Source organism: Micromonospora sp. CNZ299, assembly GCF_002754415.1.
This window is the reverse complement of sequence record NZ_PEFG01000001.1, coordinates 4,470,167-4,495,058: the sequence shown is the minus strand read 5'-3', so window position 1 is coordinate 4,495,058 and position 24,892 is coordinate 4,470,167. Positions and strand designations below refer to the sequence as shown.

At 71.5% G+C, this 24,892-nt stretch carries 29 protein-coding genes; 10 read left to right on the top strand and 19 right to left on the bottom strand.

Translation table 11 applies throughout. From position 1 onward, the window contains the following. Positions 1-65: 65 nt before the first annotated feature. Positions 66-380 carry a hypothetical protein gene (locus CLT68_RS20365; RefSeq protein ID WP_099852997.1) on the bottom strand — a complete coding sequence of 105 codons (315 nt, stop codon included), beginning with the start codon at positions 378-380 and terminating at the stop codon, positions 66-68. Between the two features lie 200 nt (positions 381-580). On the opposite strand from CLT68_RS20365, the gene CLT68_RS20360 reads away from it, so the two are divergent. The 3 genes from CLT68_RS20360 to CLT68_RS20350 all read left to right on the top strand — a co-directional run bounded on the left by CLT68_RS20360 (position 581) and on the right by CLT68_RS20350 (position 3,651). Beyond that, positions 581-1,558, top strand: a complete 978-nt coding sequence (locus CLT68_RS20360) for a DUF2267 domain-containing protein (protein ID WP_099852995.1) — start codon at positions 581-583, stop codon at positions 1,556-1,558. A gap of 115 nt (positions 1,559-1,673) precedes the next feature. Continuing rightward, positions 1,674-2,456: a fused MFS/spermidine synthase gene (locus tag CLT68_RS20355; protein ID WP_099852993.1), complete on the top strand. Its 783-nt coding sequence runs from the start codon at positions 1,674-1,676 to the stop codon at positions 2,454-2,456. Between the two features lie 94 nt (positions 2,457-2,550). After that, a complete protein-coding gene (locus CLT68_RS20350) occupies positions 2,551-3,651 on the top strand; it encodes an AI-2E family transporter (protein ID WP_099852991.1) in 1,101 nt (366 codons plus the stop codon). Positions 3,652-3,671: 20 nt separating this feature from the next. Here CLT68_RS20350 and CLT68_RS20345 read toward each other — a convergent pair whose 3' ends face one another. From CLT68_RS20345 to CLT68_RS20335, 3 genes are all read right to left on the bottom strand, one after another. Continuing rightward, positions 3,672-4,973, bottom strand: coding sequence for an NAD(P)/FAD-dependent oxidoreductase (locus CLT68_RS20345; protein WP_099852988.1), 1,302 nt, complete (start codon positions 4,971-4,973; stop codon positions 3,672-3,674). A 194-nt stretch (positions 4,974-5,167) separates the two neighbouring features. After that, complete coding sequence (locus CLT68_RS20340; protein WP_307871423.1) at positions 5,168-5,695, bottom strand: GNAT family N-acetyltransferase; 528 nt, start codon at positions 5,693-5,695, stop codon at positions 5,168-5,170. A 62-nt stretch (positions 5,696-5,757) separates the two neighbouring features. Further along, the gene (locus CLT68_RS20335) at positions 5,758-6,759 is read right to left on the bottom strand and encodes a LacI family DNA-binding transcriptional regulator (RefSeq protein ID WP_099857404.1); all 1,002 of its coding nucleotides are present in this window, start codon (positions 6,757-6,759) and stop codon (positions 5,758-5,760) included. A 124-nt stretch (positions 6,760-6,883) separates the two neighbouring features. Here CLT68_RS20335 and CLT68_RS20330 point away from each other — a divergent pair, with 124 nt between their 5' ends. After that, entirely contained in the window at positions 6,884-7,447 is a 564-nt protein-coding gene (locus CLT68_RS20330; RefSeq protein ID WP_099852986.1) for a CGNR zinc finger domain-containing protein, read from the top strand. Here CLT68_RS20330 and CLT68_RS20325 read toward each other — a convergent pair. Beyond that, entirely contained in the window at positions 7,444-7,833 is a 390-nt protein-coding gene (locus tag CLT68_RS20325) for a nuclear transport factor 2 family protein (RefSeq protein WP_099852983.1), read from the bottom strand. The two genes, CLT68_RS20330 and CLT68_RS20325, sit on opposite strands and share 4 nt — an antisense overlap. A gap of 68 nt (positions 7,834-7,901) precedes the next feature. Here CLT68_RS20325 and CLT68_RS20320 point away from each other — a divergent pair, with 68 nt between their 5' ends. Further along, on the top strand, positions 7,902-8,681 hold the full coding sequence (locus CLT68_RS20320) for a helix-turn-helix transcriptional regulator (protein ID WP_199177097.1): 780 nt from the start codon (positions 7,902-7,904) through the stop codon (positions 8,679-8,681). On the opposite strand, the gene CLT68_RS20315 is transcribed toward CLT68_RS20320, so the two are convergent. Beyond that, the gene (locus tag CLT68_RS20315; protein WP_486482251.1) at positions 8,671-9,423 is read right to left on the bottom strand and encodes a VOC family protein; all 753 of its coding nucleotides are present in this window, start codon (positions 9,421-9,423) and stop codon (positions 8,671-8,673) included. The two genes, CLT68_RS20320 and CLT68_RS20315, sit on opposite strands and share 11 nt — an antisense overlap. A 111-nt stretch (positions 9,424-9,534) precedes the next feature. On the opposite strand from CLT68_RS20315, the gene CLT68_RS20310 reads away from it, so the two are divergent. Further along, positions 9,535-9,942 carry a pyridoxamine 5'-phosphate oxidase family protein gene (locus CLT68_RS20310; protein WP_099852978.1) on the top strand — a complete coding sequence of 136 codons (408 nt, stop codon included), beginning with the start codon at positions 9,535-9,537 and terminating at the stop codon, positions 9,940-9,942. Between the two features lie 251 nt (positions 9,943-10,193). Here CLT68_RS20310 and CLT68_RS20305 read toward each other — a convergent pair whose 3' ends face one another. From CLT68_RS20305 to CLT68_RS20285, 5 genes are all read right to left on the bottom strand, one after another. Next, a complete protein-coding gene (locus CLT68_RS20305) occupies positions 10,194-10,487 on the bottom strand; it encodes a DUF6510 family protein (protein WP_088947944.1) in 294 nt (97 codons plus the stop codon). 31 nt (positions 10,488-10,518) lie between these two features. Next, a complete protein-coding gene (locus tag CLT68_RS20300; protein ID WP_099857400.1) occupies positions 10,519-11,280 on the bottom strand; it encodes a ferredoxin reductase in 762 nt (253 codons plus the stop codon). A gap of 7 nt (positions 11,281-11,287) precedes the next feature. Further along, positions 11,288-11,887: a sulfite oxidase-like oxidoreductase gene (locus CLT68_RS20295; protein WP_099852975.1), complete on the bottom strand. Its 600-nt coding sequence runs from the start codon at positions 11,885-11,887 to the stop codon at positions 11,288-11,290. Positions 11,888-11,963: 76 nt separating this feature from the next. Next, positions 11,964-12,989 (bottom strand): TerC/Alx family metal homeostasis membrane protein, encoded by a 1,026-nt coding sequence (locus CLT68_RS20290; RefSeq protein WP_099852973.1) that lies wholly within the window; start codon positions 12,987-12,989, stop codon positions 11,964-11,966. Positions 12,990-13,220: 231 nt separating this feature from the next. Next, the gene (locus CLT68_RS20285; RefSeq protein ID WP_099852971.1) at positions 13,221-13,631 is read right to left on the bottom strand and encodes a DUF2267 domain-containing protein; all 411 of its coding nucleotides are present in this window, start codon (positions 13,629-13,631) and stop codon (positions 13,221-13,223) included. A 154-nt stretch (positions 13,632-13,785) separates the two neighbouring features. Between CLT68_RS20285 and CLT68_RS20280 the strand changes: the two genes are divergently transcribed. Next, entirely contained in the window at positions 13,786-14,058 is a 273-nt protein-coding gene (locus tag CLT68_RS20280; protein WP_088947940.1) for a DUF2795 domain-containing protein, read from the top strand. A gap of 42 nt (positions 14,059-14,100) precedes the next feature. Beyond that, entirely contained in the window at positions 14,101-14,769 is a 669-nt protein-coding gene (locus CLT68_RS20275; RefSeq protein ID WP_099852970.1) for a DUF1345 domain-containing protein, read from the top strand. A 290-nt stretch (positions 14,770-15,059) separates the two neighbouring features. Here the strand turns inward: CLT68_RS20275 and CLT68_RS20270 are convergent, their stop codons facing one another. The 5 genes from CLT68_RS20270 to CLT68_RS20250 all read right to left on the bottom strand — a co-directional run bounded on the left by CLT68_RS20270 (position 15,060) and on the right by CLT68_RS20250 (position 19,986). Beyond that, on the bottom strand, positions 15,060-15,728 hold the full coding sequence (locus CLT68_RS20270) for a hypothetical protein (protein ID WP_088947938.1): 669 nt from the start codon (positions 15,726-15,728) through the stop codon (positions 15,060-15,062). Between the two features lie 107 nt (positions 15,729-15,835). Then, positions 15,836-16,810 (bottom strand): pirin family protein, encoded by a 975-nt coding sequence (locus CLT68_RS20265; RefSeq protein ID WP_099852968.1) that lies wholly within the window; start codon positions 16,808-16,810, stop codon positions 15,836-15,838. 132 nt (positions 16,811-16,942) lie between these two features. After that, positions 16,943-17,761: a hypothetical protein gene (locus tag CLT68_RS20260; RefSeq protein ID WP_486482250.1), complete on the bottom strand. Its 819-nt coding sequence runs from the start codon at positions 17,759-17,761 to the stop codon at positions 16,943-16,945. A gap of 400 nt (positions 17,762-18,161) precedes the next feature. Then, the gene (locus CLT68_RS20255) at positions 18,162-18,722 is read right to left on the bottom strand and encodes a hypothetical protein (RefSeq protein WP_099852965.1); all 561 of its coding nucleotides are present in this window, start codon (positions 18,720-18,722) and stop codon (positions 18,162-18,164) included. A gap of 952 nt (positions 18,723-19,674) precedes the next feature. Beyond that, complete coding sequence (locus tag CLT68_RS20250; protein WP_099852962.1) at positions 19,675-19,986, bottom strand: MazG-like family protein; 312 nt, start codon at positions 19,984-19,986, stop codon at positions 19,675-19,677. 338 nt (positions 19,987-20,324) lie between these two features. On the opposite strand from CLT68_RS20250, the gene CLT68_RS20245 reads away from it, so the two are divergent. After that, positions 20,325-21,695, top strand: a complete 1,371-nt coding sequence (locus CLT68_RS20245) for an alpha/beta hydrolase (RefSeq protein ID WP_099852959.1) — start codon at positions 20,325-20,327, stop codon at positions 21,693-21,695. 107 nt (positions 21,696-21,802) lie between these two features. Here the strand turns inward: CLT68_RS20245 and CLT68_RS20240 are convergent, their stop codons facing one another. From CLT68_RS20240 to CLT68_RS20230, 3 genes are all read right to left on the bottom strand, one after another. Next, complete coding sequence (locus CLT68_RS20240) at positions 21,803-22,516, bottom strand: hypothetical protein (protein ID WP_088947933.1); 714 nt, start codon at positions 22,514-22,516, stop codon at positions 21,803-21,805. A gap of 245 nt (positions 22,517-22,761) precedes the next feature. Next, complete coding sequence (locus CLT68_RS20235) at positions 22,762-23,943, bottom strand: DUF3626 domain-containing protein (protein WP_486482249.1); 1,182 nt, start codon at positions 23,941-23,943, stop codon at positions 22,762-22,764. Continuing rightward, a complete protein-coding gene (locus tag CLT68_RS20230) occupies positions 23,915-24,370 on the bottom strand; it encodes a VOC family protein (protein ID WP_099852951.1) in 456 nt (151 codons plus the stop codon). The genes CLT68_RS20235 and CLT68_RS20230 overlap by 29 nt, the downstream gene beginning before the upstream one ends. 58 nt (positions 24,371-24,428) lie before the next feature. On the opposite strand from CLT68_RS20230, the gene tsaA reads away from it, so the two are divergent. Then, positions 24,429-24,857, top strand: coding sequence for a tRNA (N6-threonylcarbamoyladenosine(37)-N6)-methyltransferase TrmO (tsaA, locus tag CLT68_RS20225; RefSeq protein WP_099852950.1), 429 nt, complete (start codon positions 24,429-24,431; stop codon positions 24,855-24,857). Positions 24,858-24,892: the final 35 nt, after the last annotated feature.

Here is a 24,892-nt window from a genome sequence, read left to right as displayed (position 1 = left end):
TCGGGCCACCCCGGGACGGGGTGGCCCCCGACCCTGGGACCTGGGGTCGGGGGCCGGAGGAATGTCTAGGGTGCCGTCACCGGCTGGAGCCGAGGTCCGCTCTCGCGCAGTTCGCCGGTCGAGGGCGGTTCGACGTCCTCGGGCTGTCCCGAATCGGGCGTCTGGTACAGGTAGCGGACGAACTGCCCACCCGCCTCGTTGTCGTCCGCGCCGGGCCACTGGCCGATGCAGTCCATGCCGACCACCTCGCGGCCCGTCCCGTCGGCCTCCTCCAGCAGCGCCCACAGGCTCACCGGGTAACACCTGGTGAGATCGGGCGTGAGTTGCCAGCGCGCGTACCAGCCCGGTCGAGCGGGGACGATCTCGACGATCTGCTTCATGACGACCTTCCTTCCGCGTACCTCGGAAGAACTCCGGTCCTGAGCTGATCGTGCGGGCCGAGCGGGTGAGCACCCCTCACCCCGCCCGGATGAAGCGTGGCGAAGGCCGGTCCGACCCGGCCGGCGGCCTCCGTTTCCTTCTCGGGGACGGCGGGAACGCGACCGGAGCAGCCACGATCCCCAGCGGAAGGGATGCCAGCATGCGCAAGCAGATGGAAGGCGACAACCAGAGGCGCCGGGCACTGGCCCGGCAGGCCCGGGAACAGAATCGCCAGCCCAGCGAGATCGGCGCCAGCCTGAGCGCCACCAAGCAGCTCAAGAGCCTCGATTCGGGCAAGCGGGCCGGCCCACCGGCCGCCGGGCTGCACAAACCGGACAGCACGCGTGGCGGGCCGGCACCGCCGCCACTCGGCACGGCCGACAACCCGAGGCCACAGCCGTCCCCGCCCAGCGGCGCGGCCGGCGTGAGCACCATGGGCTACCACGACCTCGTCGACGAGGTCCGGCGTCGGGCCGGGGTCGACTTCAAGACGGCCAAGGTGGGCACCGAGGCGACAGTGCTGGTCCTCGCGTTCGCGCTGGAGGCGGCCGAGCGGCAGCGGCTGCTCGCGGCCGTGCCCGCGTCCCTGCACGACGTGCTGCCGGTCGACGGCATCGAGCGGCACCAGGACCTGCCCGGCTTCCTGGCCGAGGTGGGCCGGATCAGCGGCAACACCCCGGAGCAGGCCCGCTACCAGGCCGAGGCGACGATCGCCGCGCTCGCCGAGCAGGACGGCGACCTGGTCGAGTCGTTGCACGTACCCGACGGTCTGCGTGACCTGCTGAACCCACCGGAGGCCGGTGGAGGCCTCGTCGGCGCCTCCACCACCACGCCCACCCTGGACGCGGACGAGATCAGTGCGGCGCTGGACGACCTGCCGTACTGGGCCGGCGACAGCCAGGGCCTCTACCGGGTGGTCGCGCTGCCACCGGACAACCTGGACCGGGTGCTCGCCCGGCTCGACCGGCTGCGCCAGGACAACGGCCGCGGCCCGAGCATCGGACGCCCCGGTGGCACCGCCGCCGTGTTGACCGTACGGACCAGTCAGGCCGACGGGGTGACCGCGCTCGACGTGGACCTCGCACGCCAGATCGACGACGCGATCGACGAGGTGGGGGCCGGGATGGCCGGCGGCTGACCGGCAGTCCTGACCCGGGCGGGCCGGCGGACGGGGATCATCCCCGCTCCGCCGGCCCGTCGGCCGTGCCGGGCCACCGGCGTCGTGGACCGTGGGCTCGGCTAGCGTGCCGGTCATGAACCGCGCCGCCGACCGGCTGGAGCTGGTCGCCGACCCGGTCCGCCGGACCGGGCGGACACTGCTGTCCGCAGGGGTCGAGCAGTCGTACGTGGATGTCTCCGATCCCCTGCACCTGCACTTCGAGTACGTCCGACGGATCGCCTCGGCGGTGGAGGTGGCGGCCCCGGCCGGCGTCCCGTTGAGCGTTCTGCACCTGGGTGGCGGCGCGTTGACGCTGCCCCGATGGTTGGCTGCCACCCGGCCCGGCTCCCCGCAACGGGTCGTCGAGCGGGACCCCGCCGTGGTGGAGCTGGTCGCCCGGGAGTTGCCGCCGCTGCCGCCGCAGGTGCGGGTGGAGGTCGCCGACGCCCGGGACGCGCTCGCCGCCACCCCGGCCGGTTCCTACGACCTGGTGATCGCCGACATCTACCGGGCGGCCCAGATGCCCCGGCACGTGCGCACCGTCGAGTTCGCCGCCGAGGTGGCCGGCACCCTGCGCCCGGACGGGACGTACCTGGTCAACGTCACGGACCTGCCGCCGCTGGTCGGCACCCGGGCGCAGGTGGCCACGTTGCGGGCGGTCTTCGCCGACGTGTGCATCCTCGGTGACCGGCGGATGCTGCGGGGCCGGCGGTACGGAAACCTGGTGCTGGCCGCGACGTCGCGCCCCGGCGGTCTGCCGGTCGGGCGGCTGGCGGTGGCGGCCCTGCGTGACCCGGTGCCCGGCGGTCTGCTGCACGCCGCCGCGCTCGACACCTTCGTCGCCGGCGCCCACCCCGTCACTGACGACGACCGCTGAGCACCTACGCCCTGTCGGCTCGCGCTGGACCAGAACACACCGTCGCGCCCGCAATGCCGGGTTTCCGACGGCGAGCGCGGGGAAGGCGCGGCGGATGAGCGACGCCGACGATCGGGTGACCGCCCGCCACACCCTGATCGTGATCGGTCTGGCCCTGGCGACCGCGTTCGCGCTGGCGTTCGTGTACGCGACCCGCCGGGTGCTGGTCTGGGTCGTGGTCGCCGCGTTCTTCGCCGTGGCGCTCAAGCCCCTCGTGGACCGGCTGCAACGGCGTCTCGTCCGGCGTCGGGCCCTGGCCACGCTGCTGGTGTTCCTCGCCGCTTTCGTGCTGGTGGCGCTCCTGGGCGCGCTCATCCTGGTGCCGTTGTTCGGGGAGCTGGGCCGGTTCGCCGACCGGGCGCCCGAGCTGCTGCACGACGCCCGCGCCGGCCGGGGTCCGCTGGGGCAGCTGCTGGAGCGCACCGGCGCGCGCCGGTACGTCAGCGAACACTCCGACCAGCTCCGCGACCTGGGCACCCGACTGCGTCAACCCGCGGTGGGCGTGCTGCGCGGCGTCGTCGAGACGGTCGCCGGGCTGGTCACGGTCGTCGTGTTGGCGTACCTCATGGTGTTGGAGGCGCCGCGGATCACCCGCCGCCTGCTCGCGGCGGCCGGGGACGGTCAGGGCGACCGGCTGCGCCGGGTTGGCCGGGAGGTGTCGCGCACCGTCACCGGTTACCTCACCGGCAACCTGCTGATCAGCGTGATCTGCGGGCTGTTGACCTACGTGGTGCTGGCCCTCACCGGGGTGCCGTTCGCGGCCGTGATCGCCCTGTTGGTGGCGGTGACCGACCTGATACCGCTCGTTGGTGCGACGTTGGGTGCGGTGATCGCGGCCGGGGCCGGCTTCCTGCACTCCCCCACAGCCGGGATCGTCGTGCTCGTCTTCTTCGTGGTCTACCAGCAGGTCGAGAACCACCTGCTCCAACCGCTCATTCTGTCCCGGGCGGTCCGGCTCAACCCGCTGACCGTGCTGGTCAGCGTGCTGCTCGCCGCGGAGCTGGCCGGCCTACTCGGCGCGCTGCTGGCCATCCCCGCCGCCGGCATCGTGCAGACGCTGCTGCGGGAGTACGGGCCACGCCGACTCCGGCCCGCCCCACCGGCCGGTCCGGAAACGCGGTCACGCCGACCGGCCGGTCCCGCCCCGCAGGGCTGACCGGCCGGGTGATGCGAGGTTCAGCGGGCCCGGGTCGCGACCTCGGGCGAGGTGCTCTCCAACGGCACCGCGTTGGCCGGCACCAACCCCAGCTGGACCGCCGACCGGGTCAGCGCGGCGTCCAGCGCCCAGTCGGCGGTGACCCGCGTGCGGTTTCCCGGCATCGCCATCAGGTGGTACGCCCGGGTGACCGCCTTGGCCGGCAACCCGGCCAGGTTGACCTGCAACGGGTTCGCCGCCGCGTCCTTGCCACCCAGGTCGACGACCCAGCCCAGGTCGTGGTGCTTGTACGGCTTGCGCTTGCCGAAACCGTAGGACGCGGCGATGTTGTACGCCGCGCGCTTGCCCTGCCGCTGCGCGTGCTGGGCCGTCATCCCGCAGACCTTGCCCGGGTTGACCAGGTCGGGCACCGCGGCGGCGTCGCCGCAGGCGTACACCTCCGGATAGCCGGGCACGTTGAGGAACTCGTCGGTGACCAGTCGACCCCGGTCGGTCCGCAGACCCAACTCGTTGACGAACGGGTCGGGGCGCACCCCCACACACCACACCAGCGTGCAGGTCGGCACGTACTCGCCGTCGGTGAGCTTCACCCCGTCGCAGGTCGCCTCGGCCACCGAGGTGCCCATCCGTACGTCCACCCCACGCCGGTTGAGCACCTTGTGCGAGGTGTCCGACATCCGCTTGTCCAGCTCGGGCAGCACCCGCGACGCGACGTCGAGCAGCATCCAGCGGGGGCGGAGGGTGAGCCGGGGCCGCTGGGCGTGCAGCGCGTCGGTGAACAGCTGCCCGTGCGCGGCGACCTCGGTGCCGGTGTAGCCCGCGCCGACCACCACGAACGTGGAGCGGGCCTGCTGCTCGGCCGGGTCCTCGGCCTGCTCGGCCAGCTCGATCTGACGAACGATGTGGTCATGCAGGTAGACGGCCTCCGGCAGACCGCGGAAGCCGTGCGCGTACTCGGTGACCCCCGGGATGGGCAGCAGCTTGTTGACGCTGCCCACGGCGAGCACCAACCGGTCGTACGCCAGCCGGTTCTTCTCCCCCTCGGCCTGGGTGAAGCCGACCCAGCGGTTCTGCAGGTCGACGTGGTCCGCCTCGCCGATCACCACGCGTACGCCCTTGAGTGTCCCGGTCAGCGGCACCGCGATCCGCTTGGGCTCGACCACCCCTGCCGCCACCTCGGGCAGCAACGGCAGGTAGAGGAAGTAGTCGGTGGAGTTCAGCAGCACGATCTCGGCCCGGTCCCGGGCGATCCGGCTCAACGTCTTCGCCGCGTGGTAACCGGCGAACCCGGCCCCCACGATCACCACACGAGGTTTCGTCATTGCGGGCCGTTTCCCGTCGAAGCCCTCGACAAACGTCCGACGCGACAGCCGCGGTCAGCTGGGCTGGAGCCGGACGTGGCCGCTGCGGCCCCAAGATCCGGGCAACATGAGGGATCCTGCTGTCTCAGCAGCTCGTGAGGCAGCACTTTCCCCGATCTTGCGCGGATCTTGGGCCGGCGCAACCGGGCCGACGGTCAGGCGGGGGTTGGCGCGGTGATCGCCCAACGCTCGTGGTCGCGCCAGGCGCCGTCGATGAACAGGTAGTCCGGGGAGAACCCCTCCAGCCGGAAGCCGAGCTTGCGGGCCACCCGCCGGGACGGCTCGTTGCCCGGCTGGATGTTCGCCTCCAGCCGGTGCAGCCCGACCGTGGTGAACGCGTGGTCGATCACCAGGGCGACGCCCGCCGACGCGTGCCCGGTCCCGCTGTACGGCCGGAACGCCGCATACCCCAGGAACCCGCCGCGCAGCGCGCCCAGCACGATCCCGCTGATGTTCACGTAGCCGGCGATCTCGCCACTGGCCCGGTCGCAGATCAGGTAGCCGGCGCTGTCCCGGCGGCGGATCCGGCGCAGGTAGCTGTCGTACTCCTCGGGACTGCCGGGCGCGACCAACCACGGGTGGTGCAGATCGTGGCTGCGCCGCACGGCGGCGATGAACTCGTCGGAGTCGGTGGGCCGGGGCCGCCGGATGGCGGCGGGACCACCGGTACGCAGGTACCTCACGGCGCACCACTCTGACCGACCGACGCCGCCGTTGTCCAACCGGTTACCGGCCGTCGCCCCGGTCACCAGGGCGTGGTGTCGGTGCTCTCCCGGGGGAGCACGGTGTGCGGCGCGATGATGTCGGCGACCGCGGCGTCGGGTTGACCGATCCGCACGGCGAGGCGGGCCACGGCCTCCCGGGCGAGAAAGCCCGTGTCGACAGCGACGGTGCTCAGGGTGGGCCGTGAGTAGCGCCCCTCCTCGATGTCGCCGATGCCGATCACCGCGACGTCGTCCGGCACGCGCAGCCCGACGTCGAAGGCGGCCCGCATCGCCCCGATGGCGAGCGGGTCGGAGGAGCAGAGGATCGCGTCCGGGCGGTCCGGGCCGACGAGCAGTTCGCGGGCGGCGCGGTAGCCGTCGGCCCGGCGGTGGTGCGGCGCCGGCAGCAGCCGACCGGACACCGGCACCAGCCCGGCCCGACGAAGCGCCCGGTGGTATCCGGGCGTACCCGGGTGTGGGCTGGCTGCGGGGCGTTCGCCGATCGCGGCGATCCGGCGGCGACCGGCGCGCAGCAGATGGTTCGTCGCGTCCTCGGCGGCCTGGGCGACGTCGATGCCGACCCGGTCGCACCGCTGATCGTGGGGTGCGCCGCCGATCAGCACGACGGGTGGACCGGTGGCGGTCACAGCGCGGTCCAGGTCGCCCGGCGTGACGGGGGCACCGACCAGGACCCCGTCCACGGGGATCGTGCGGGCGTCGTGCAGGCCCGACGACGTGGGCTGGTCGTCGTCGTGCGCGACGACGACGCGGTAGCCCTGCTGTGCCGCCGCGTGGACGACCGCACCGGCGAGGTCGCCGGCGTACGGCAGGTCGGTGGTCGGTAGGACGAGAGCGAGCATGCCGGTGCGCCCGGTGCGCAGGGTGCGGGCGGACGCGTTCGGCCGGTAGTGCAGCTCGGCGACAGCCGTCTCGACCCGACGTCGCACGTCAGGGCTCACGTGGGGATAGCCGTTGACCACGTTGGAGACGGTCTTCACCGACACCCCGGCGAGCCGGGCCACGTCCCTGAGCGTGGAGGCCACGAGCCGCCCTTCCCGCACCGAAATCACACCGGCAAAACCATTTCGCTGGTGTAGTTCCGACCCTCGCAGGCGATTTGACACCTGTCAAGGCGATACGGTGGTGTCAAGAAGAGGGAGGTGGTCGGTGGACGACGACGCAACGGTGCCGGCCGCCGCCCGGCTGATCCGGGACTTCGTCAACACCGTCGAGCCGCAGATCGACCACGAGACGCTGACCAGCCCCGACCAGCTCCGCGACTGGTTCGTCGAACGGCAGCTGATGCCGGTCGGCACGCAACTCGGGCCCGAGGACCTCGACCTGGCCCTCACGGTCCGGGAGGGCCTGCGCGCGGTGCTGCTCGGCCACGCGGGCCACGCCGCCGACGCCGGCGCGCTCGACCGACTCAACCGGACGCTGGCCGTGTTGCCCGTCACGCTGCGCTTCGCGGACGACGGCCACCGCCTGGTCACCGCCGCCGGCACACCCCTGGGCCAGGCCGTCGCCGGATTGGTCGACGCCGTCCGCCGGGCCGCCGAGGACGGCACCTGGGCGCGGCTCAAGGCCTGCGCCCGCGACACGTGCCGCTGGGCCTACTACGACTCCTCCCGCAACCAGGCCCGCCGCTGGTGCTCGATGGCCGGGTGCGGCAACTACATCAAGATGAAGCGGGCGTACGCCGTCCGCACCGGCCGCACACCGCCGGTCTAGAGGAGCGCTGGTTGCCACCACGTCCCGTTGGCGGCGGCCTGGGCCACGGGTTCGATGATCTCCCATCCCTCGGCGATCAGCCCGTCGGCGACCCGCAGGACGTCGACGACCACGATCTCCGGTCCCGCGTCGGGTAGCCGGCGTCGCGAGTGCACCACGACGTGATCGGTGTCGGCCAGCAGGTGAAGGATCTCGACCTGCATGCCGGCTGTCGGGCCGAGCGCGGCCTGGACAGCGGCGAGCCATTCCACCTTTGTCGAGGTGGTCGAATCCGACCGGTGGTGGAGGAAGTCGTCGCTGAGGAACGAGGCGAGGGTGTCCACGTCGCCCGTCTCGATCAGCCCCGCCAGCGCCCGTTGGACGATGCCCTTGTTCTCAGTGGTCATGGGCCCCAGTGTTTCCACGGCCGCGGCGGTTGTCGATGAAATCGCACTTCATGGCGTACGGCGCGACGATGAGTACGCTCCTGGTCGTGTACACGGTCGGGGCACTCCTGCGGCAGTGGCGGCAGCGCCGCGGGCTCAGCCAGCTCGACCTGGCGATCGCCGCGGACGTCTCGGCTCGTCACGTCAGCCTGGTCGAGACCGGGAGGTCCACACCGAGCGCGGACATGATCCTGCGGCTCGCCGACCAGCTCCACGTCCCGCTGCGGGATCGCAATCGGCTGCTGCTCGCCGCCGGCTTCGCACCCCGGTACGCGGAGCGTCCGCTCGACGACACCGCTCTGTCGGCTGCCCTCGACGCCGTCCGCCGGGTGCTCCAGGCGCACGAGCCGTATCCGGCGCTGGCGTTCGACCGCCGCTGGAACATCGTGCTGACCAACCGCGCGGTGGACCCGTTCTTCGCGCGCGTCGCGCCCGATCTGCTGCGACCACCGGTGAACCTGGTGCGGCTGGGCCTGGACCCGCGCGGGCTCGCTTCCCTGGTCGTCAACCTGGCAGACGTACGGGCGGTGTTCCGCAGCCGGATCTCGCGCCAGCTCGCCATCGCCCCCGACGCGGAACTCACCGCGCTCTACGAAGAACTGCTGCACCAGGTGCCCGAGGACACGGTGGGCCTACGGGTCGACGCCGACGTGGTGATCCCGATGATCCTCCGGATCGACGGACGGGAGCTGAGACTGTTTTCCACCATCACCGCGTTCGGCACCCCGATGGACGTCACGATCGACGAGATCGCCATCGAGTCCTACTACCCGGCAGACGCGCAGAGCGCCGCCTACTTCACGCGGTAAACCCCGGCTGTCGGGGCGTGAGCAGGCAGAACGCGGTGCCGTCGGGATCGGCCATCAGCATCCGGCCCGTGTCGCTCCGGCCGTCGTTCAGGAGCGTCGCCCCAAGTGAGAGCAGCCGGTCGACCTCGGCCTGCTGGTCACCGTCGGCAGGCGGGGCCACGTCGAAGTGCAGCCGGTCCCTGCCGCCGTTGGGCATCATCGGCGGCCCACCCCAGGTGATCTTCGTGCCGCCGAGGGGCGACTGGATCGCGGTCTCCTCGTCCTGGTCCCAGACCAGCGGCCATCCCAGCGCCTCGTTCCAGAAGTATCCGACCGCCTGCGAACCGTCGCAGGCGAGCGCGCCCGTGAACCCGCAGCCGGCGAGGAAGTTGTTACCCGGCTCGATCACGCAGAACTCGTTGCCCTCGGGGTCGGCGAGCACCACGTGCCTCTCCTCCGGGAGCTGACCGACGTCGGTGTGCCGTCCGCCGAGCTCCAGCGCCCTGGCCACCGTCCGCTGCTGCTCCTCCAGGGAACCGCTGGTCAGGTCGAAGTGCATCCGGTTCTGCACGGTCTTCGGCTGCTGGTGCGGCACGAAGCGGAGTCGAAGCTCGGTGTCAGCGTGAGGCAGGACCAGGACGCCGTCCCGTGGGTCATCGACCATCTCGCGACCCAGGAGCTCGGCCCAGAACCGCCCGAGACGGACGGGGTCGGCTGCGTCGTAGCTGATCGCGAACAGGTGGGACGTCATCGCTTCGCTCATCTCCGATCCGGCCGCACGCCGTGCAGGCCGTGCGCGCAAGCCTAGGGACGAGCCGGGTCACCCGCACCCGAGTATTCGGCGGGCCGCGCGGCGCTGTGATCCACTGGCCCGGTGAGCCCATCCCCCTCAGTCCTGCCGGCCGACGTCGAGGTGCGACTCGGTCGGGAGCGGAACGTCTGGCTGTGCACGGTGCGGTGCGACGGCTCCCCGCACCTGACGCCGGTCTGGTTCGTCTACCTCTCCGCTACGTTCTGGGTCGGTTGTGAGAGCCGCAGCGTCAAGGTCCGCAACGTCCTGGCCGATCCACGGGTGTCCCTGGCCCTGGAGGGAGGCGACGCCCCGGTCGTGGCCGAAGGCGCCGCGCGCATACACCGCGACGGGTTCCCGAGCACGGTCGTCGAGGCGTTCGCGAGCAAGTACGACGGTTGGGACGTCACCCGACAGGTCGATCCGGGCAGCGAGCGAGTGCTGGTGGAGGTCCCCGTCCGGCGGTGGCTGCTCGCCGGAACGGCACAGTAGGAAGTGCCATTCGTCGCCGCCGGCCGAGAATGAGGACGCCCGCCGCTCTGCCACGCCGACCCGCCCTCGGGGACACGGTCAAGATCTGCGCAACTTCAGCGATGTTGCTGCCTCGGGTGCTTTGGAGGCAGCAACATCCCTGAACTTGTGCGAATCGTGTGCCACGGTAGGGCCGCCAGCGGTGTGGAACCCCATCGGCCGGCGCTCATCCGGCCATTCCGCCTCCGCCGGGCAACGCCGACCGGGATCGGTCAGAGGGGCCCGGGGAAGGGCTGCTCCATCGGCATCGGCACCTGGAGGAACGTGGTGCCGCGCATGTCCAGCCAGGCCCGGTCGGGCCCGCGGACCAGCCGCAGCATCACCTGCTCACAGGACGGGCAGCGGGCGACGAGGCCCGGGGCGTGCGAGTAGACGTGCAGGCTGGCCATCGAGCCGGTCATCCCGCAGCTTTCGCAGCGGCCCGTCGCGCTGCTCAGGTCCACGGTGAACAGCTCGCGCATCGGGCCGTCGAGCATGTTGCCGTCCAGGTACGACATCTCGGTCATCGGATCTCCTCGACGTTGCGGGGGCGAGCGGTCAGCCGGTGGGACCGAAACGTTCGGTCTTGACCTGCCGTGACGGGTGGCCGAGCCCCACCAGCAGATCGGCCACGGTTTCCACGAACGCGGTCGGGCCGCAGACGTAGGTGAGCGGTTGCAGGTCCGGTGGCCAGCCGTGTGTGTTGACGTCGGCCAGCCCGATGCGGTGCGGTTCGCCGCGCCAACCCTCGGGCGCCTCTCTGGTGTAGACGTACGCGATGTCCAGGCCGAAGTCGTCGCGGACCCGGCGGCGCAGCTCGTCGGCGTAGATCACGTCCCGGGGGGTGCGCACCGAGTAGATCAGCCGGAACGGCGCCTTGTTGCCGGCCGCCCGGCGGGCCCGGATCATCGCCATCAACGGCACGATGCCCGAGCCGCCGGCGACGAGCTGCACCGGCGCGGTCTCCTCCGGCCGCCAGATGAACCAACCACCGAGCGGTCCGCGGACCTCCACCGGGTCGCCGTCGGAAAAGACATCGATGAGGTACGGGGACACCTCGCCGTCGTGCACACGCTGGACGGTCACCTCGACGCGGGGCCCGCCCGGCCCGTCCACGACGGGCCCGGCGATGGAGTACGACCGGGCCGCCTGGTAGCCGTCCGGGGCGGTCAGTCGCAGGTCGACGTGCTGCCCGGGCAGGTGCCCCGGCCAGTCCGGGACCTCCAGCACCAGGGTCTGCGCGGTCGGCGTCTCCACCCGGCGCTCCACCAGCCGGCCCACCTGCCACCGGTTGGCCGTCCGGGGTTTGCTCGTCGCCACGGCGCGCTCAGTCACCCTGGTACCGCTGTTCGCGCCACGGGTCGCCGTAGTCGTGGTAGCCGGCGGTCTCCCAGAACCCCGGCTCGTCCATCGTCTTGAGCCGGATGCCGCGCACCCACTTGGCGGACTTCCAGAAGTACAGGTGCGGCACCAGCAACCGCGCCGGCCCACCGTGCTCGGCGGGCAGCGGTGCCCCGTCGAAGGTGTGCACCACCCAGGCGCGGCCGCCGCGCAGGTCGTCCAGCGGCAGGTTGGTGGTGTACCCGCCGTAGGAGTGCGCGAGCGCGAAGTGCGCCCCCGTGTCCACGTCGGCGAGGAGCGTGTCCAGGGAGACGCCCTGCCAGTTGGTGCCGAGCTTGGACCAGCGGGTGACGCAGTGGATGTCCACCATCGGCGTCTCCTGCGGCAGGGCCATCAACTCCTGCCACGACCACCGGTGTTCGCTGCCGTTCTCGGCGGCGATGACGAACTCCCAGGTGTCCAGGGAGACCCGGGGCGTCGGGCCGGCCGAGAGCACCGGGAAGTCCTCGGTCAGATACTGACCGGGTGGCAGGGCCGGCTCCTGCGTTCGGGGCCGACCCTGAAAGCCCGGTGACACGATTCCCATTGCACAGTCGTACCACCCGCGCCGGCCGGGGCGGGAGCTTTCCCGCGTACCTCCTCGTCGGCCCGGCGGGGCGCGGTCAGTGCCGCTCCGCGACCACCTTGCGGTCCTCGGGCAGGTCGCCGCCGCGGGTGGCGCGCAGGCTGGTCACGGTGACCACCACCAGCACACCGATGATCACGCCGAGCGAGGCCAGGGTGGGGATCTCCGGCACGCTGTCCCAGATGCCGTGCGCCCAGTGCAGACCCAGCTTGAGGCCGATGAACGCCAGGATGACGGCCAGACCGTAGCTGAGGTGCACCAGCCGGCTCAGCGCCGCGTGCAGGACGAAGTAGAGCGCCCGCAGGCCGAGCAGGGCGAACGCGTTGGTGGCGAAGACCAGGTACGGGTCCTCGGTGATGCCGTAGACCGCCGGCACCGAGTCGACAGCGAACACGATGTCGGTGGCCAGCACCGCGACCACGACCAGGGCGAACGGGGTGAGTGCCCGCTTCGCGCCCTGCCGGACGGTCATCCTGGTGCCGTGGTATTCGTCGACCACCGGCATGACCCTGCGCAGCAGCTTCACCGAGCGCATCTTGTTGATGTCGACTTCCTGCTGATGCCCGGACATGGCGTCACGCAGCAGCTTCACCGCGGTGGCGACGAGGATGATCGCGAAGAGCAGGAAGGCGAAGTCGAGTGTCTGCAACGCCGCCGCGCCGAGGGCGATGAAGACGGCCCGCAGCACCAGCGCGCCGGCGATGCCGTAGAGCAGCACCCGCTGGGCGAGCACCGCCGGCACCGCGAACGCGGCCAGCAGCAGCATGAAGACGAACAGGTTGTCGACCGAGAGCGACTTCTCCACCAGGTAACCGGTGAGGTATTCCACGCCCTGCTGGGAGCCGTAACGCGACCAGAGCCAGGCGCCGAACGCCAGCGGCAGCGCGATGTAGAACGCCGACCAGCCGATGGCCTCCCGCATCGACACCTCGTGCGGGCGACGCGTGACCAGGAAGTCCAGCACCAGCAGCAGGAGTACGCCGATGATGGTGACCGCCCACAGCGTGGGCGTGCCCACCGACGACAGGTCACTGGCGGCGGACAGATATGACACTTCGCTCATGTGGGGTCTCCTCGAACACCGTCATGTTCGAGGTCTCCTTCACCCACCACCTGATGGGCAACCACCCGAGGCGCGCCGGGCGCGCCGTACTGACCGGAATGGTTCGTGGGAAGTACTCCCCTCGCCACGACAAGGTTAGGCCAGGCTGAATCGCCATGCCAAGCGGGACGTCGATGGTTGCCCTGGTAAACCGCTGTGCGTGCCCGGGACGACCGCTGTGCGTCGTGCCCGTCAGCCACGGCGCAGCGTCGCCCCGGGAGCCATCGCCTGCTCGACCAGACCCCGGTAGTCACGCGGCAGCTGAGTCGCCACGTCGTCGAACTCACCACCGGTGATCGCCTCACGCAGGGTGGTGAAGACCGCCCGGCTGGCGTCCCGGGCCGCCGGCTCCTCCACCCCGGCGCGCAACGCGACCCGGGCGACGAACTCGGCCGCACCGAACCGGTCGGCCTGCTCGGTGCTCGGGCTCGGCTTGAGCACCAGTTGCAACGGTTGGGGCAGCTGGGCGGCCAGGTCCAGGTTCTCACCGCCGGTCAACCGCTCCGCGAAGGTCTCCAGCACGGCCCGGGTCAACTCGACCGCCCGCTCGGACGACGTCGCGGTGCGCTGGGAAACCTGGTCGATGAAGGTGTCGTAGTTCATCGCGTACTCCCTTGGCTCGCGTCGGCGCCTGCGGGTACCCGCGTCGGCCCGGCGGAAACGGCACCGGTTTCCTGCGCCGGGTGGGCGTGACCGGCCGGCGGGCGGGTAACCGCCGCCGGTCGTCACCACATCGATGCCCGAGGGAGCCCATGCCATGGCGAGCTACGCCGACGTCCTGCAGTACCTGTCGAGCCTGGACTACCCGGCCGAGAAGAACGACGTGGTCCGCGAGGCCGAACGGGAAGGCGCCCCGCCGGACGTGCTGAAGGCGCTGCGCGCCCTCCCGCCGGTGGACTACGCCAACGGGACCGAGGTGGCCCGGTCGGCCGGGATCGAGGCCGCGCCCGAGGTGAGCCCCGCCCAGCGGGCCGAGCAGGCCCGGGACAAGAAGCACAACCGGGTCTCGCAGCATCTGCGCGGCATCTGACCCGGCGGTGGCGCCCACCACCCCGACCCGGGAGTGTCCCGGATGACCCAGACCGGCCCCGACCGGCCAACGGACGTACGTTTCCCGGCTGCCGCGAAGCAGCTGGCCGTGGTGGCGGTGGTCGGCGTCCTCGCCGGCGGCGTCTTCACGCTGATGCTGCCAGTGCCGCTCGCCGCGCTGGCCGGCTGGGACGTGGGCGCACTGAGCTGGCTCGTGCTGGTCTGGCACAAAATCTGGCCGATGGACGCCGAGGGCACCGCCGAACTGGCCGTACACGAGGACCCGAACCGGGCGATCCGGGACGCGCTGCTTCTGGTCGCCTGCCTGGCCAGCCTGCTGGCCGTGGGGTTGGTCGTGGCCAGCGCGCAGAGCGCGCCACCCGGCATGGCCCGGGAACTGCACAGCGGCCTGGGCGTCCTGAGCGTGGTGCTCTCCTGGTTCGTGGTGCACACCGTCTTCGCCGCCCGTTACGCCAGGATCTACTACACCGGACCGGACGGCGGGGTGAACTTCAACCAGCACGACCCGCCGCGCTACTCCGACTTCGCGTACGTGGCGTTCACCATCGGGGCGACGTTCCAGGTCTCCGACACCAACCTGACCAGCAACGAGATGCGTCGTACGGTGCTGCGGCACTCGATGGTGTCGTACCTGTTCGGCGCGTTCATCATTGCCGTGACCGTGAACCTGCTGGCGGGCCTGGCACGCTGAGGCTGGGCCGTTGGAATGGCTCTGTCGGCTGGCTGAGCGGCCTGGCGACCCCGGGGACGTCACGGGGTGGGGGCTCGCTGAATCGCCGGGACAGGCGGGCGCCCCTGGTCACGAACCGCGACCCAGGGCGCCACGCAAACCTGCCCAGGCGGTGAGCCGCTTCCGAACCGGTCGCGGTCACCAGGCGGTGGATGCCCGCTCGAACCGAGCGGCCAGCACTGCCGGGTCCAACCATACGACAGAACATCCTCCGTTTGGTCAGAATTTGGCGAAGTGTGGGCCAGGGCACGTCACGGCCTGCCGGTGACCTCCGCGTACCGGTGCTCAAGGTCGACCCGGGCCAGCGCCCCCACCAACCAGGCCAGTTGCTCCGACTCACCGCTGGCCAGGCCGGCCAGATCGTTCGCCGACCTGCCCAGCCCCAGCCGGCGGGCGGCGGCCAATGCCCGCCGGTCCGCGACCGGGGCCACTTCCCGCCACAGTGCCTGCGCCTCACGCAGAAACAGGTCGACGACCTGATCGTCCACGCCGGGAAGCTCGGCGAGGAGCGCCCGCTCCCGGACCGGATCGTGGTGCGCCACCGCCCGCAACCGGCGCAGATCGCCCCGGTACCGCTCGACCACAGTGCGGCCCAGGTCACCGAGCGCGCTGGCCAACGCGTCCACGTCACCGCGCTGACCGCTGGCGCGCAGCACCCGTACCCGGTCCTCGTGCAACGACCGGGCCAGCCTCGCGGCGCTGTCCCACCCCTCGTCACGCAACGCCCGGGCCCCGTCCAACGCCCGGCGGAAGTCACCCCGACGGGCCAGCAGCACCGCAAGATAGAGCACCTGGAACAGGCTCGCCGGGTTGTTGGTCACCCGAAAGCCGTACTGCTCGGCGAAGCCCCGCCCGCTGCCGGCGAGCCGGCGCGCCAGGCGCTTCCGGTCCTCGACCGGGGTGATCAGAGTGGTCGGCATGTCGACGACTACCCGCGCGACAGTGGGTCACACGGGCCGCGATGTGCTAGCGCCCGTGCAGGCCTCGGGCCTGCGTGTGGCCCTGGCGTGGGCGCCCTGGCGTGGTGTCAGCCGTGCAGGCCGCCGGTGCGGTCGCGGGCCTTGAGACGGGTCGTGGGCAGGGCGGGCGCCGGCAGCGGAGGCGCCGAGTCGTCGGCCACCACCCCGAATCGTCGGTCCCCCGCCATCCAGTCCTCCCGTGCGGCGGCGATCTCCTCGTGGGAGCGGCCCACGAAGTTCCACCACATCACCAGCGGCTCCTCGAACGGCGTACCGCCCAGAAGCAACAACCGCGCCCCGGCCCCACCGCGCACGGTCAGCTCGCGGCGGCCCGAGCCCAGATAGAGCAACGCCCCCGGCTCGAACCCGACCCCGGCGGCCTCCGCCGACCCGGACATCGCCAGCAACGCGTACTCGAAATCGGGCCGCAGCGACAGCGTCGTCGGCGCCCCGCCACCCAGCTCGATCTGCACACCCACCAGCGGGGTGTGCACCACCGCCGGTGACCGATGCCCGCCGAACTCGCCGACCAGCAGGGTGCAGTCCAGATCGCCGTCTCGCCAGCGCGGCAGGTCCGCGTGGTGCGCGAAGTCCGCTGCCCCGGCCCGCGCGGGGTCCGGCAGAGCCACCCAGAGCTGCACGCCGTGCATCACCGGCGGGTGGACGGCCGGCGACCGCTCCGAGTGGGCGATCCCGTTACCGGAGGTCATCACGTTGAGCTGACCGGGCCGGATCGGCTGCACGTTGCCGAGGCTGTCCCGGTGCAGGATCTCCCCTTCCAGCAACCAGGTCACCGTCTGCAGACCGGTGTGCGGGTGCGGCGGCACCTCCATGCCAGGCCGCTGCTCCACATCGTCCGGGCCGAAATGGTCGACGAAGCACCACGCGCCAACCATCCGGCGGGGACGCTGCGGCAGCAGTCGCCGCACCGTGGTGTACCGACCCAACGGCACGTCGTGGCCGGGCAGCAGCACGCTGCCGGGATCAACGTCGGCCACACCAGGTGGTCGGGTCTGCGCCAGCATCGATTCAGTACGCTCCACCGCCCGACTGTACGCTCACGCCCGCCCACGACCGCGGCGCTTCCAGCAGGGCGGGTGGGGGTCCGCCGGGTTGCTCAGCGGGTTGGGCGCAGGGGGTTGGGTGCAGCGGGGTGGGGCTCAGCGGTTGCTGGCTTACCGGTTGGCGGACACGGTCACGGTGTCGGCGCCCGCGACCAGATCCAGGAACAACCGCGCGGCCGAGCGGTCCCAGCCCGGCGTACTCAACACCGCACCCGCCGCCACCCCATCCCAGCGGTCATCGCGTACCACAACCGAGCCGGCGCCAGCTCCCACGCGGACCCGCACCGGCGTCTCCCCGGCGGCCCGGATGTCGAGCTGGCTGGTCCCACCGATGAGTCGTACGGTCATGATGCTGGTGCTGTCCGGGTCGCTCGCGTTGCCGGTGCTGGTGGCGGTGATCGGTGGCAGCAGGATCTCGGTGCGCGACGACCCGCCGGCGAGTTCCACTCCCAGCAGCCGGGCTCGGGTCAGATCCAGCACCTGACTGCTCACCCCGCCGACGAGCTGAAGACGCCAGGCGACCCGCTCGTTGAGCGCCACCCGCAGGCTGCGCGTCTCGGAAGCCCCTGACTTCACGACCTCAAGCCGGACGGTCTCCCCGACCACAGTCGGTCGACCCAGCACACCCGAACCTGCCGGGCTGCTGATCCGGTACAGGTCATCCCCCAGATCAGCCACCCTCAGCTCGAACGAGGACAGCCCGTCCGCGAGCACGAAGGTGCCCTTCTGGCGGCCCGCCAGCGGCGCGGTCAGCAACTCCCCGCCAGCGGCACCCGGTCGGCCGTCAGCCGAGTCCGGGTCTTCACCTCCGGGACGGCCGGCGTCACCGGGCCAGGTGCCGTCCGGGCGGGTGCCGTCCGGGCGGGTGCCGTCGGGTGCGCCGGAGTAGGTCATGCCGAGGCGGTCAGGGTCGGCGACGATCACAGCCACGGCGGCCGCACCAAGGACAAGCACGACGGCTGCGGCAGCCACCAACAGGCGAACACCGGTGGACCAGCGCCCTGGTGTGGCGTCGCCGGCAGGTTCCGGCGGTGACTCCGGTTCGCGATCCGTGCCGTACCCCACCGCGGCCATTCCCTGTCCCTCCGCCGGTCCCCGTCGGGAGGGTACGTACCCGTCCGCCGATCGGATCACTCCGCGCCGATCACGGGACTCCGCCGCGTCGCCAACGCGAGATCTTGGACAGTTTCCGTTAGCGGCTAACGGAAAGTGTCCAAGATCTGCCGGGCCTGGTTGTCGGTGTCGTTGTGGTTGTGCGGGATATGCCGCTGGCCGGCACCCCGGGTGGGGGTGCCGGCCAGCTGTGCTGTGCGGTGTGTGTGTTGGTGGGTCAGCTGTTCCGGTGCTGGGCGACGAGGTCGGTGGCCTGCTGTTCCCACTGGGCGTAGGCGTCGGGGTAGGCGGAGACCTGGACGGTCTGCGCGGCGTCGGTCAGCGCCATGTCCTGCCACCCGTCGACCTGCTTGAGGCCCTTGAGGAACGCGGTGGTGGAGTAGGCCGGGTCGGTGATCTGCTCCGGCGTGCCCCAACCCGAGCTCGGGCGCTGCTGGAACAGGCCCAGCGAGTCATGGTCATTGGCGTCGCCGAGGTGGCCCAGGTTCTCCAGCTTCGACTCCTGCAGGCTCGTCGCGATCGAGATGACCGCGGCGCGCTCGGGCAGGCCGGCCTTCTTCGTCGCGGCGATGATCGCCTTGACGTTGGCGGTCTGCTCATCATTCAACGTGATGTGGGACTGCTCGCCCTGGGGCTTCGGGGCGGCCGACTGCACCGCCACCGCCACCGGCTTGCCATCCACGGGGTTGGCGTGGGCGGCGATCGGGCCGGCGAAGACACCACCGGCGAACGCGAGACCAGCAACAGACAGCACGCTCTTACGAATGATCGTGTTCATGGGGGTAGCTCCTTCGGGGGTAGGAAACACCCGCACCACCAATGGGGGTCGGCGACACAAGGGTGTGAGCACCTCGTCCGGCGCTGCATCAAACAAAGGGAAAAAGTCTTCGGGGAGATCGGCACCAGTCAAGCCGGGGGGCTTGCGGGGGCCAGGTCGGCGACCTGCGAGCCGGGGGCTCGGGCACCGGGGTCGGCGATGACAAGCGCGAGCTTGTGGCACCGGGGTCGGCGGCCTACGAGCGGGGCTCGGGCGCCGGGTCCATGTGTAACGACCGGGGGTCGGGGGTCATTCCCCGGTGGGCCCACCCGCCGATGTCCGCTCGGGTGAAGCGGTGCTCGGGTGGTCGCTCGTGGGGACTGCAACGACCGGGGGCCCGGGGTCATTCCGGGGGCCGAGCCATTCCGTCGCACCCGATGGAGCGCGGGTGCTTCAACGATGCGGCCCGGGGCCGCACTCCAACCCCGCCACCAGCGGTTTCGACTCCGTGGGCGGGGCGGTGAGCCGGTGGTCCTGCGATCGTCAGAGTGTGTAACGACCCCGCCCCGGCCATCATTCCGACCCACCGGTGCGACCGGTCACAGGCCAAACGCCCCGAAGGTCCCGAACCTCGCGGCTGGACCATTGGCGACACCCGACACAAATACCTATAACGGACAGACGCCCCTGCGCGTCGCGCATGACTGGGCCCCAGGGCCACCCGATTGACCTTGATCCACTCGGCTTTCTGAAAATCGGGGCATCCGAGACGGCATGACACCCCGACTTCGTGAAAGCCGAGTCGATCACCAACTCATCGGACGGATGAGCGCGTGGCAATCCAGGCAAATACGGCAGAGTCGTGCGAGCCGACCGGCAGGGCCAAGGCTGACCAGGACTACGAAAGCCAGCCGGACAGGATCGGGAAGGCCGGTCGGGTCAGATCGCGACGGCTTGCACGAACGAGTGCAACTCAGCCCGAGAGGCGGGAGCGCACCTTCGCGGCGCAGGCGTCCAGGACCGCCTGCGCGTCCAGCCCCAGGCTCTCGATGGCCACCAACGCCGTGAAGGCGACGTCGGCCAACTCTGCCGCGACATCGTCGCGCGTGTGGGTGACACCTTTGCGCGGATTCTGCCCGAGCAGACCGATCCAGGCGGCCGACGCCTCCCCCGCCTCCTCGGTCAGCTTGAGGATGCGGCAGGTCAGTTCGGTTTGCCCGGCCCCGTTCGCCGCGTCCAACCAGCTACGCGACGCGCGGGCCGCCTCCCAGATCGACTCGTCCACGGCAACCAGTCAACCTGACCGACTCATCGACCCGCGCGACCGGGTACGGCGAACGACAGACGCCTGGCAAAGAATGGATCGCCGCCCGGCACGAGGGGCAGCCCGCTGGCGAGAGCGCCGTGCGGCACGACGAGACGGAACACGAGGGCAGCCGCCGACGAGAGCGCCGGCATGGGGAGCGCCCCGGGCTGATCGGCCGGACAGTCGTGCTTGACCGGCCGATCAGCGTAGCCATTGACACTGTTCGACGGCGGTCCTAGGTTCAGGACGCTACCGGCCGGTAGGCAACCGTCCCGCCTGGTCGCCCCCGGGCGACGTCCGTCCGATGGGGAGCATCGATGCTGTCCACACCCGTTCGTACCCTTCGCCGGCTGCTCGCCGCCACCGCGACGCTGACCCTGGCGGTCGGTCTGGCCGGTGCCGCGCCGGCCAGCGCCACCGGTCGCGACCCGAAAGGCGGCGAGCCGCTGCCCGGGTACACCATCGAGAATCCGCCGCTGGCTCCGCTGGTCGTGGGCGGCAAGCCGACGACGGTACGTCAGGGCGTGCACCGCCACGCCGGGTACATCATCGAGGTCCCCGCCCGGTGGAACGGTGACCTGGTTCTGTGGGCGCACGGCTACCGGGGCCAGGGCACGGTGCTGTCGCCGGAGCAGCCGGGCTTCGGGCTGCGCCAGCGACTGCTGGAGCAGGGGTACGCGTGGGCGTCGTCGTCGTACGACCGCAACGGCTTCAACATCCGGTCGGGGGTGCTGGGCACCAAGGATCTCGCCGACCACTTCGGGCGGACGGTCCGCCGGCCGCAGCACACCTACATCGCCGGGGTGTCCATGGGCGGATACGTCATCGGGCGGTCGCTGGAGCAGTATCCCGGCTACTACGACGGGGCGCTGCCGATGTGCGGGGTGCTCGGCGATCAGACGCTGCTGGACTTCTACCTGGACTACAACCTGGTCGCGCAGGCGCTCGCCGAGGTGCCGGCCTATCCCACCCCGGCCGACTACCTGACCAACGCGGTGCCCCGCATCCAGGTGGCACTCGGTCTGGCCGGGTTGACTCCCACCGGGCCGGACACCACCACCGAGCGGGGCAGGCAACTGCGGGCGATCACGGTGAACCGTTCGGGCGGGCCGCGTCCGGGAGCCGACGCCGCGTTCGCGGTGTGGAAGGACTTCCTCTTCTCGATCAGCGTGCCCACCGGCAGCGGCAACTCCCCCGCCCAGCGGCCCGGTCAGCTGTCCACCAACCTGCTCACCCGGTACGCCCCGAACAGCCCGGTGAACGTCAACGCCACAGTGCAGCGGGTCGCCCCGGAGAACGTCGTGCAGCGGCTCCTGCCGACGCTGACCGAGGTGCCGCGGATCGCTGGTCGGCCCACCGCGCCGGTGCTCAGCCTGCACGGCCTCGGTGACATGTTCGTCCCGTTCAGCATGGAGCAGGCGTACGCCAGTGACGTGGCGCGCAACGGTCGCAGCAGGCTGGTGGTCCAGCGGGCCATCCGAGCCACGCAGCACTGCGAGTTCAGCCCGGCGGAGGCCGGCGCCGCCTGGGACGACCTGACGTCCTGGGTACGCACCGGCAAGCGCCCGGCCGGCGACACCGTGACCGACCCGGCGGTGGTGGCCCGGCCGGACTACGGCTGCCGGTTCAGCGACCGGGACGCGTACGCCGCGGGCGTCGGCACCCGGCGCCTCTACGCCGCCTGCTGAGCAGTCGACCAGCACGAAAACAGCACGACACAAGCCAGCACGACACCGAGCAGCACAAAACCGGCCGGCTCCCGTGAAGGAGAGCCGGCCGGCCTTGTGTACGGGTGTCACCACATTTGCTGGACGATGTCCGCCGCCTGCTCCTCCCACTGCGCGTACGCGTAGGGGAAGGCCGAGACCTGGACGGTCTGCGCGGCGGTGGTCAGCGGCAGGTCCTGCCAGCCGCCGACGTTCTTGAGCGCGGTGAAGAACGCCGTGGCGGAGTACTCCGGGTCGGTGATCTGGTCGGGCGTGCCCCAACCGGACGACGGGCGCTGCTGGAACAGGCCCTGCGAGTCGTGGTCGTTGTAGGCGCCGAGGTGGCCGAGGTTGTACAGCTTCGACTCCTGCAGCGAGGTGGCGACGCCGATCACCGCGCCCCGGTCACCGACGCCGGTCTTCTTGGCGGCGTCGACGATCGCCCGGGCGTTGGCCAGTTGTGCGTCGTCGAGCGGCACTCGCGACTGGGCGCCCTCGATGCCGTGCGGGATGAGTTGGTCGCGGCTGGGCTTGCCCGCCGGCGGCTTGCCGGTGGCGGAGCCGGTGGTGAGGCCCGACTCGACGGGCTGGTCGTCCTGGCGGGCCTGGGTGGCGGCCTTGCCGGTGGCGCGGTCGATGGCGGCGACGGCGCCCTGGTGCGGTCCGGAGGTGACCGGTGCGGCGACCGCGGTCGGCGCGAGGGCCAGACCACCGAGAGCGGCCACACCCGCCACGCTCAGCGCGGTCTTGCGGTACGAGTCCTTAGCGATGGCGGGGAGCCATCGAGTGAAGTCGACCTTCACGATGGTTGCCCTTTCGATCGTGCGGAGCGCTCCGGGGTGAACACTCCTCGGGAGATGACCGCGGAAAAGGGTTTGGGCTCCGGCGGTACGGGGGACACAACCAGGTTCACGTGTCGGTCATTCCGGAAATGCCGGGGCCTGGGTGAGGTGCGGTCCCGGTCACCTGGGGAAACGGGACGGCCGATCACACCGGCGGAAGGCCGGCGGGAAACGGACGATCGGCGCAGACGTGACGAGCCGGCAGCTCAGGTGCCGTACGGCGTGCCGAAGCGGACCAGCACGTGCCAGAGCTGCTTGAGGTGCTGAAGGGTGTCCGCGATCGGGCCGCGATCCGCCCAGCGGTGCGGTTCGCCGACCACCGAGGCCGCCGCCCGACCGATCAGCGCCGCGTCCACCGGGTCGCCCGACCGGGCGAACTCCCGGTGCACCCGGGCTGCCAGCACGGGAATCGCAGGGCCCCGGAACTCCGCGTCGACCTGGTCGACGGCCAGCACGAAGCCGGGGTGCCATCGCAGCGGGAAACCAAACCGCTCCGCGATCGATTCCAGGGTCGCGCCGGTGGGGGTGCCGGCGAAGGACGGGTCGACCACCAACTCCTCGACGTCGTACGCGAGGTCGAGCGTGCCGTGGACCTGGGCCTCCACGTAGTCGTCCAGCGCGCGACCGACCGCGCCCGGGGTGGTCGGCACCCCCTTGGCTCGCGACTGCGGGGCTCGCAAGCCCGGCTCACTTCTCGCGTTCGGCTGGTCCAGCAACGTCCGCGCCAGCACGGCGACGCCCGTCCCGGCACGGCCCAGGCATTCGCCGGTGGCGGCGACGCCGGCCAGGAGACCGGCGAGGACCGCCTCGAACGCGTCGGCCGTGCCCACCACCTCCGGGCTGAGGTGGCTGTCGCCGAGGCAGAAGGTCGCCCGGCTCAGCACCGCCGGGCGCAGCCGCAGGTGGCAGGAACCGAAGCGGGGGCAGGCGCCGTCCGCGTGGTCGAGCAGGTTCAGGCCGCCGTACGTGGGCCGCTGCGCCGGCGTCACACCGGGCCGCTGGTACGCGCCGCCGAACATCCGGTGCTCCCAGCGGTCCCGGTCACCACCGGGATACGCGGTGAGCCCACCGTTGGAGATCCCGGTGACGAACTGGCTGCGGTAGACCCCGTCCTCGGCCAGGGCGTCGGCGACGGTCCGACCATCGGCACACAACCGGTCGGGGTGGAAGTTGACGGTCAGCCGCCCGGACCCGATGGCCCCGAGCAGATGCTCCGGGCGGTGGCCGAGGTCGGCGGTGGTGAGTTGCCGGGCGATGGTGGCCAGCGCGGCAGGACGTTCGACCACGGCCGACGACCGCACGTACGCGACGGCAGCCGTCTGCGCCGGGGTGAGAGCAGCGGCGCGCGGGCCGCCCCGCTCAGACGTCGCCGTCATGTCGGGGGTCATCGTCGTCCACCCCGGTGCCCAGCCCCTGGAAGATGGTGATCTGCAGGTCGGCCGGGGCGTCGAGGCGGGAGTTGAGCGACTGCCACGGCGTGCGGGTGGGCGGGGCGATCTCGCTGGCGCCGGCGGCGACCAACCGGGCGGTGGTCGCCTCGGCGTCGTCCACCTCGAAGGCCACCCGGATGCGGGGCGCCACCTGCCGACCCACCTCGACCTCGTCGATCATGCGCTTCTGCGCCGGGTTGGCGATCTCCAGGGTGGCGCGGCCGGCGTCCAGGATCACCACCCGGGCGTCGCCGTCGCCGCTGAACGCCGCCTCCTCTGGCAGGCCGAGTGCGTCGCGGAAGAACGCGACGGCAGCGTCGTGGTCGGCGGCCTCCACCACGAGTCGCAGCTGACGGACAACGGGAGCGGGCGAGTCGGCGGCCATGTTCAAGATCCTAGCGCCGCGGCGAGGTTAGGTTGGGGCCGTCCAGAGGGGAGCGACAGTGGTCGAGGCGGCGAACGATGACACGTACCTGCTGCGACCGGTCGGGCGGGTCGCCTCGCCGCTGTCCGACGCGGCGAGCGCACCGCGTCAGGGCGACGAGGGCGCGCCAACCGCGTGGCTGATCTTCGACGCGCCTGTCGAACGGGCCCTGCGCGACCTGCACGTCGGCGCGGAGCTGCTGGTGCTGACCTGGTTGGACCGCGCCCGGCGCGACGTGCTGGCGGTGCACCCGCGCGGCGACGAGAGCCGGCCGGAGACCGGCGTGTTCAGCACCCGCTCCCCGCACCGGCCCAACCCGATCGGGCTGCACCGGGTGCGGGTCCTGACGGTGGACGGCCTGCGTGTCCAGGTGGCAGATCTGGAGGCCCTCGACGGGACCCCGGTCCTGGACGTCAAGCCGGTGCTGGGCGCGGTCGACGAACGCTGAGCCGTCGACCGCGCGCCAGCAGGCCGGTCTGCTGG